The sequence below is a fragment of the Candidatus Edwardsbacteria bacterium genome (genome assembly GCA_031082425.1).
GTDB lineage: Bacteria > Edwardsbacteria > AC1 > AC1 > EtOH8 > UBA2226.
Genome location: JAVHLB010000017.1, coordinates 19,828 through 28,309, shown reverse-complemented (window position 1 = coordinate 28,309; position 8,482 = coordinate 19,828). Strand labels below are relative to the sequence as shown.

Genomic DNA, 8,482 nt, shown 5'->3' with positions numbered 1-8,482 from the left:
AGGGATGGACGTTAACACCGTGTGGTGCGCACCGTCGATCACTGTCACCGTGTTGCTGACATCGTTGCCAACGTAGATGCGGTTGGTGACCGGGTTGACCGCGATGGAGAAGGGCTTGGTGCCGACCGGTACCGAGGTGGTATCCCAATCCTTGCCGTCTATCACCTTGATCCGGTTGGCGGAGGCAAAGAAACTGTTGACGTAGATGAAGTTGGTCAACGGATTGACCGCCACAATGGTCGGCAGGGTGTCCACCGGAACGGTCAATTCCACAGCATAGGTGGTGCCATTGATCACCGACACCGACTTGCTTCCGGTGTTGGCCACGAACACTTTGTTGGTCAGGGGATTGACCGCTATCATCCGGGGATCGTCGCCCACTGCGATTGTCAGGGTGTCGCCGTTGGCTTTGACCACGGTCACGTTGTCGGCATTGCTGTTGCTGAAAAAGGCGTCTCCGGTGATGGGGTTGACGGCCGTGAACTGGGTGCCGGCCTTGGCCACGGTCATGGTAGTGTCGAAGTCGGAGCCGTCCACCACCGCCAGGCTGTCGCTGGTTCCGCAATTGAGCGGCACATATATTTTATTGGTGACCGGATTGATCGCCATCTTTCCGGTATTGTAACCGAAGACCAGGGAGTCGCGGGCTACCGTTCCCCGCCAGTCCAGGATCATCATGACATGGCTCCCGTAATCACTGCCCACGTAAAGCTTGCGGGTGATCGGGTTCACGGCCATGTGATAGGGAAAGCTTTGCACCAGCACGTTGCTATCGCTGGTGTTGGTCTCACAGTTGATGGCTGTCACCGTGTTATCGAACATGTTGGCCACGTAGACCTGTTTGGCCGCCGGGTCGCATATTATGGCCGACGGATAGTCCCCCACTTTGATCTTCTTGGATATTAAATTGTTATTGCAGTCTATCACCGCCACGCTGTCCTCGTCGGCGTTGGCCACATAAGCCATGTTTACCGAAGCGCAGACCGTAACGTCATATGCCCTGAGTCCGCTGCGGATGTTGGCGTTGGAAGTTCCGGCCAGGGTCAGCACCGTGACTGAATCCGAATTTTCGTAAGCCACATAAACGAAGTCCATCACCGGATTGAAGACCATCACCCGGGGACGGTCCTTAACGGCCACCTCGCGAAGCAGAACATCGCCTTCAAAAATACTGACGGTGTCGCTGCCGTAATTGGCCACATACAGCAGGTTGTTGCCGGCGTCTATCACCATGGAGTATGGGTTGCTTTTCACCGCCAGACGGTTCACTATAACGCCCAGGGTATCGAACACCACCACCGTATCATTGGTGGCCGAGCCGTTGATGGACACATACAGTTTGCCGGTAATGGGATTAACTGCCAGACACCTTGGCTCGCTGCCGGCGGTCCAGGTCTGGACCTCGTTGGTTTTGCCATTGACCACGGTGACGGTTCCGCTTAGGTTGTTGGCAGTAAAGATGCGGTTTTTGACCGGATCTACGGCCACGCTCTGAATGTTGTTTCCAAGTCCTATCGTGGCGGTCTGCCAGTCACCCATCGGAATAGGCGGTACGTCGGCCAGGACCGGAACGGTTGAAAGCACCACTGCCAGAGCCAGCAAAAACAGTTTACTCCAAGACTTCATGGTAACCTCCTTATTTAATTTGGTTGGTTGATTTAACCAGTTTTTTAGTATCCGGCCAGGCTTACCTCGCTTATTGACACCGCGGCACCGGATACCGCAGATTCTTCCGCCTCTTCCGGCTTCAGACTGATGCCCAGCCCCCGCCGCTGTTTGTTGGTGGTGGCCGGCCGGGCCTGGATCACCCTGACGTACTTGCGGATGACCTGCTCCACTGCCGCCCGTTTGTTCTCCTTGTCCTCGGTGGCCAGCCGGGCCGCTTCCTGGGCCAGCTTGTGCCGGGCAAAGGCCTGGTTCCAGGAATTACGGGCTTTCTGCAGCTCGGCGGCTTCGCCGTCGGTCAGGCCCAGCTCCGAGCGGTGCTTGGTGCTGTATTCTATGAAATCGGCCACCCATCGGTCAAACACGCTGTCGGGGCGCGGCAGATAATCCGGCATTTTTAAGTTCTCCAGGTTGCTGTCTATTCGGGAACGATAAACCCGTTCCCTGTTCCCTTCACTTTATTCCCTTGAACCGGGGTTCAGTATATAACACCGGTTCTTAGTTTTTTCTTAGTTTTCTTAGAAAAAAAAAGAGCCCTTTTTTGGGCTCTTTTTAAGATACTTTTTTTAGGTTACAGGGTCCTATTTCCCGGAAACCATCACCGTCCGGTAAAGTTCCACGGTCTCAGGAGCAGGCTCCGATTTCAGTTCCCGGCGCAGGGCTTTTTCCAGTTTGGTGAACAGGGCCTTGGCTTGGTTACGGTCGCCTTTATTCCCGTGGATCCTGATCAACCCCCGGCAGGCCTCCTCGCACAATTCGTCGCGCCCGACGGCCAGTTCATAATATTCCCGGCTGTTCTCCGGCTCTCCGTCCCGGAGGTGCAGGGCCCCCAGCTTCAACAGCGCCTTTTGGTGCAGTTCCTCCAGCCGGCGGGATATCCCCTGGACCCAATCCTCCGTCCAACCCTGGCAGAACTCCCCCCGTTTGAGGGACAGCGCTTCGCCCAGAAGCTTTTTGGCGGCCGCCGCGTCCCCGGCTCTTTCCGCCTCCCGCGACCCGGCCAAAAGTTCCTCAAAGGCCCGGACATCGTTGCTCACCGGCAGGCCGGGGCCAATCCGGTATCTTCCCCCCTCTTTTACTATTGCCTTGCCATAAGACCTCCCGATGCTTTTCTGCAGGCCCTGCCGCACCTCGAACAGCACCAGGTGAAAATTATCCACCCCCTGTTTGGGCTTGACCCTGGGCCACATGGCCTCCAGTATCTCCTCCCGGCTCAGGCCCCGCTCCCCGTGATATGCCAAAAGACACAACAGCTGTTGGGCCTGGCGCCTTAAGCCGTTGGTGATCTCCTTTTCTCCCCCGAAGATCCTAGGCGGCCCCAGCAGTTCCGCCCGCAGACCGGATCCCTCTTTAACCTGACCTTTGACCTCTGCGGCCATGAAGGAGGGTATGGTCAGCAGATAGGCTTTCTCTGCCGTGCATTTTTGAGCCAGCCGGCAGAGGATGGGGCTGGCCCTCAGTTCGCAGGCCAGCAGCCCGTCAAACCCGTAGTCCTTGGACAGGGTGACCGCTTTAAAAAACCAGCCTTCAGCCTCTTTCGGCTTTTTCGATCCGGCCTGTATGCCGGCCTCGGCCAGATGGCACACTATCTCCCCCATCCTGCCGAAATACTTGATGGCCTGATCCCGGCATGAGTCCAGCGTTTCCCGGGCCGGGCCGTACTGTTCCCGATAGATGCATATCAGCGCCTGCTCCATCAAGACCGCGATCCGGTCCAAAGGCCCCAAGGGCTGCTGCTTCATCAACTCCAGGTAGTGCCGGGCCCGTTCCGGGTCCCCCCGGTAGCGGGCCAGACGGCTCAGCTGGCGGAGGGCGATGCAGACCGACCGGGTCCAGTTCATCTCCTTGAAGGTATCGTGGGCCTTCTCCAGATGCTTTTGGGCCCGGTCCCATTCCCCCTTGAAAAGGTACAGGTATCCGAAACCGAACTCCAGCATGGATCCGGAAAAAACATCCTCGTAACCCCGGCATACCACCTGCCCCTTGTTCAGGCATTCCCCGGCCCAGCCGTACCGGCCGTAATCCAGGGCCACCTTGGCGGCGTTGTGGAAGTAAGAACCCACCAGGTGGGAATAATCGTCCCCGATCGTCTCGATGATCCCCTTGTAGATCTGGAAGGCCCGGCGCTTCTCCCCCAGGCTCTCCCACAGCACCGACTGCTTCTGCTCGATGTAAACCGACTGCATCTTGTTGGCTGTCCCCTTCAGCAGCTTCCGGGCCTGGTTAAGGCAGGTCCTGGCTTTGCTGGAATCGCCCAAACCCTCCAGCCAGACCTGGGCGGTGAACCCCAGAATGGAGGTCTTAAGGTCGCTGTTCTCCGGCGGACAGCATTTAAGGGCCTGCTTAAGAACCGCTATGGCTTCCTTGGATTCCCCCTTGCGGTGCAGCACAATGCTCTTTTCGTAGAGCACGTAGCCATGGGAAGGATCCCGGGGGCCTTTCTTCCGCAGCTTTTCTTCCGCCTGCCGGTAAAGGCTTTCGGCCTGTTCCAGCTTCCCCTGCTCCTTGCACAGCACCGCCTGGACCGCGCACAGCCAGGGGAACTCATCGTAGGTCTGCGGGGCCAGCCGCTCCAGCCAGGAACGGAGCAGGGCGAACTGGGCCCGGTTGACCAGGCGCTCCCGGTCCCGGTCTATCAGCCGCACCGCCTCCCGGGGCTTGTCCGCCGAAAGATACTGTCCGATGGCCTTGGCGGATTCTCCGTTCTTTTCGTGGTGCTCCGCCGCCCGGACGTGAAGCCCGCTCCTCTCAGCCGGGTCGCTCAGCTGGTCGTAAAGGAACTCGCGGAAAAGCCTGTGATATCTGTACTCCCCCGGCCCGGATACTGTGATGAATAGATTGCTGTTGACCAGCTCCTCCAGATATACTTGGGGTTTATTGACCTTCAGCACACAGCGGCAGGCTTCGGGGGTCATGACGTCCAGCACCGAACTGCGTTTTAAAAAATCCCTTAAGTCCTCCTTCTCCCGGTTGAAGATCTCCCCGGCAAAATAGCGGAACAGGTCTCCGTGCTCCTCCAGATAGGCGTTCAGCATTTCCCGCACCGAACGCCCATCCCGGCCGGCCGCCTGCAGGATCAGCTGGACCCCGGTGATCCAGCCTTCGGTCTTCTGGGCCAGACCCCTGATCTCGGTCTCCGAAAGGCTGATCTTATAGAACTGCTCCAGCAGTGATCTGATCTCTTCCTCGGTGAACTTCAGGGCCTCCCGGCTCAGTTCGGCCAGGTCGCGCTTGGCCCGCCATTTGGGAAGGGAGGGCAGGGGCGGTTCCCTGCGGGAGGCTATCACCAGGTGAACGTCCGGCGGCGAATGGTCTATGAAATAATCCAGCGCCTGGTGCACTTCGCTGTCGTCGGACAGGGAATGGTAGTCGTCCAGGAAGATGAAGATCTCTTCGTTGCGCTTCTCCACCAGCTCGTTAAGCAGGGTCCCCATGGCCAGCCGGTGGTTCTTCGCGACGTCCGTACCCCTGTCAACCAGCCCCTGGCAGCGGGCAGCCAGGCCAGGCTGCAGTTTTTCCAGCCCGCAGATCAGGCCGGAATAGAATGTCACCAGGTCGCTGTCTTCCGGTTCCAGGGAAAGGAACACTCCGGGCAGGCGGGCCTTTTCGCTGAGCTGGGCCAGCAGGGTGGTCTTTCCATAACCGGCGTCGCCGGTGATCACCAGCAGGCGGCGGTCCAGCTGATTGTGCAGCAAGGTCAGCAGCCGATGCCTTTTGAGGGTCTCGGGCCGGGGTCGGGGGAGCTGCAGGTTGGAACGCAGCACTATTGGTTGGTTCACTGCTTTAGCCATGCCTTTACTATACAAAAATATTTACCGGCTGTCAATAAATAAACTGTTGTTTTTATATATATTTAAGGAAAAGAAAAAGGGACTGTTGACACAGTCCCTTTTTACTGTTTTAGCTTTGGATCACCTTACTATCAACAGTTTATTGGTGGCGCTGAAATCCCCCGCCTGCAGGCGGTAGAAGTAGACGCCGTTGGGCAGCAGGTTGTCGTTTAAGTTGATTTGATGGTACCCGGCCGGCTTGGTCCCCTGGTCGAACCGTTTGATCGCCTGGCCCACCACGTTGTAAACAACCAGGTTGACCTTGCTCTCCTTCGGCAGCTGGTACTTGAAGATGGTCTGCCCCCGGGAGGGGTTGGGATAGGCTGTCATCAGCAACGCCGGCTGGATTTTGTCCAGAGCCGCGGGGTCTCCCGTCACGCCCGTTGCCGTCGAATCCAGATAGAACTGCCTCACCGATTCGAACAGCGAGGCTGAACCGTTCTGGTATCCCGCAGGTGCCTGGCCCGCTGCCCGGACATAGCCGATTTCCCCGGCTGGAAGGGACAGCCCGGTCAGCTCCCAGCCGCCTGAGATCCTGTTTCCCGGCCCCAGCGGGGTCCAGCTTGACTGGTCGGTCGAGTACTCGAAAGCCGCATCGAATACTTCCGGCGACGATTGCCCTCTGGTCCAGCTTATGGCCGAGCCGTCGCCGGATACCGAAAGGCTTTGCAGGGCGGCCTGGTCGGCGCTCAGCCGGGCGATCCGGTTCCGGGCCTGCCCGCCGATGGAGGTGAAATCTCCGCCCAGCAGGATTTTCCCGTCGGCGGATACAATGATGGCAGCAACATGGCCATTGGCACCGGGATTGAAGGTGGTGTCCGCCGTGCCGTCCTCATTCAGCCGGGCGATCTTGTTCCGGGATTGCCCGCCGATGCTGGAAAACCACCCCCCGGCCAATATCTTCCCGTCGGTTTGGAGAGCCAGCGATAGTATAACACTGTCCGCATTGGGATCGAAGGCCGCGTCGGCCGTGCCGTCCGCATTCAAGCGGGCGATTCTGTTTCGGGCCTGTCCGCCGATGCTGGTGAAGAATCCCCCCGCCAATATCTTCCCGTCGGGCTGGACGGCGATGGTACTGACACTGGAGTTAGCGTTGGGATTGAAGGAAGTGTCGACCGCGCCGTTGGAATGAAGCCGGGCTATCCGGTTGCGGTTCACACCGCCGATGGTCGTAAAAAGCCCGCCCGCCAGGATCATGCCGTCCGGCTGGACCGCCAAAGACTGAATTTGGGCGTTGGGATTGGGGTGAAAGGCCGTGTCCAGTGTTCCATCGGCATTCAACAGCGCCATATAGTTAAGCGGGCGCCCCCCCATGCTGTCGAAACTTCCCGCGGCCAGCAGCTTCCCGTCTGGCCGGACCGCCACGGAGTACACCGATCCGCCGGCGCTGGGGTCGAACCCGGCGTCCAGCGTCCCGTTGGCATTGATACGGGCCAGGCTTTTCCTGGGCTGGCCGCAGATGTTGAAATAATAGCCGCCGGCCAGTATGCGTCCGTCGGCCTGCACCGCCAGAGAATATAAGACACCGTCGGAATTTGGATTGAAGGTAGTATCGGCCAGCCCGTCTGTGTTCAACCGGGCGATCCGGTTCCGGACCAGTCCGCCGATGCTGGTGAACCCGCCGCCCGCCAGGATCTTGCCGTCGGACTGGACGGCCAGGGTGTTTACGGTGCTGTTGGGGTTGGGATCCAGGTTGGCATCCAGTGTGCCGTCCAGGTTAATCCTGGCGATATAATCCCTAGCCTGCCCGGCTACGCTGGTGAAACCTCCGCCCGTCACTATCTTGCCGTCCGGCTGGACCGCCAGGGCCCAGACATAGTTGTTGGCATTGGGATTGTAACCGGCATCCGCGGTGCCGTCAGCGTTCAGCCGTGCGATCCGGTTCCGGGCCAGTCCGCCGATGCTGGTAAAACTGCCCCCCGCCAGCATCCTGCCGTCGGCCTGGATGGCCAGACAATAGACTACATCATTGGCGTCCGGGTTAAAGGCCGCATCAGCGGTGCCGTCGGTGTTCAGCCGGGCCAGGCGGTTCCTGGCCTGCCCGCCCAGGGCTGTGAATTCCCCGCCCGCCAGTATCTTGCCGCCGGGCAGGACCATGACGGACCGGACCACACCGTTGCCGTTGGCGTCAAAGGCCGTATCTGCAGTGCCGTCGGCGTTCAGCCGGGCGAAGCAATATCGGGACTGCCCGGCGATGCTGGTAAAACTACCCCCCACCAGTATCCTGCCGTCGGGCTGGACCGCGAAGCAGTAGCCGGCCCCGTTGGTGTTCGGGTTGAAGGTCGTATCCTTGCTCCCGTCCGCGTTCAGCCGGGCTATGTATTTTGCGGAATCACCGCCGATGGTGGTGAAAACCCCGCCCACCAGTATCCTGCCGTCGGCCTGGACGGCCAGGGCAAAGACCGAGCCGTTGGCATCCGGATTGAAGGTGGCATCCAGCGTGCCGTCGGAGTTCAGCCGGGCCAGGCGGTTCCTGGCCTGCCCGCCGAAGGTGGTGAAGCTTCCGCCCACCAGTATCCTGCCGTCGGCCTGGACGGCCAGGGCACTGACCGCTCCGTCCGCCCCCTGGTTGAACGCCACCTCCACCGTGCCGTCAGTATTCAGCCGGGCGATCCGGTTCCTGACGTAAATGCCCATCCCGGTAAAGGCCCCGCCCGCCAGGATCTTGCCGTCGGATTGGACCGCCAGGGCAAAGACAGAGCTGCTGGCATCGGGGTTGAAGCCGTCGTTGGCGCTGGCGCTTAGACCGGATGCAGGAAACAGGGCTCCCAGGCCCAGGCAGCACAGAAATGCGATCCCACTTGTAAGCTTCATGACGAACCCCCTTGCTTTATGGTTTGTCCTGGAAACGCTAAAACCATCCGGCACTATTGATGCTGGATGGTTTTGTAGAACAGTAGGCCGATTTGGTACGATCTTGATAAACCTGACCATCGAAGCCATGACTGCTGACCGCTGGATGATACCACCGCCGCCATGTTTTGTCA

At 59.3% G+C, this 8,482-nt stretch carries 4 protein-coding genes; all 4 read right to left on the bottom strand.

Annotated features, from left to right (window positions below; genetic code table 11):
- A partial coding sequence (locus tag RDU76_11865; GenBank protein MDQ7799618.1) for a YncE family protein occupies positions 1-1,626 on the bottom strand: 1,626 nt, incomplete at its 3' end.
- Between the two features lie 44 nt (positions 1,627-1,670).
- Positions 1,671-2,060, bottom strand: a complete 390-nt coding sequence (locus tag RDU76_11860) for a hypothetical protein (protein ID MDQ7799617.1) — start codon at positions 2,058-2,060, stop codon at positions 1,671-1,673.
- A gap of 186 nt (positions 2,061-2,246) precedes the next feature.
- A complete protein-coding gene (locus RDU76_11855; GenBank protein ID MDQ7799616.1) occupies positions 2,247-5,444 on the bottom strand; it encodes a BTAD domain-containing putative transcriptional regulator in 3,198 nt (1,065 codons plus the stop codon).
- 132 nt (positions 5,445-5,576) lie between these two features.
- Entirely contained in the window at positions 5,577-8,309 is a 2,733-nt protein-coding gene (locus RDU76_11850) for a T9SS type A sorting domain-containing protein (GenBank protein MDQ7799615.1), read from the bottom strand.
- Positions 8,310-8,482: the final 173 nt, after the last annotated feature.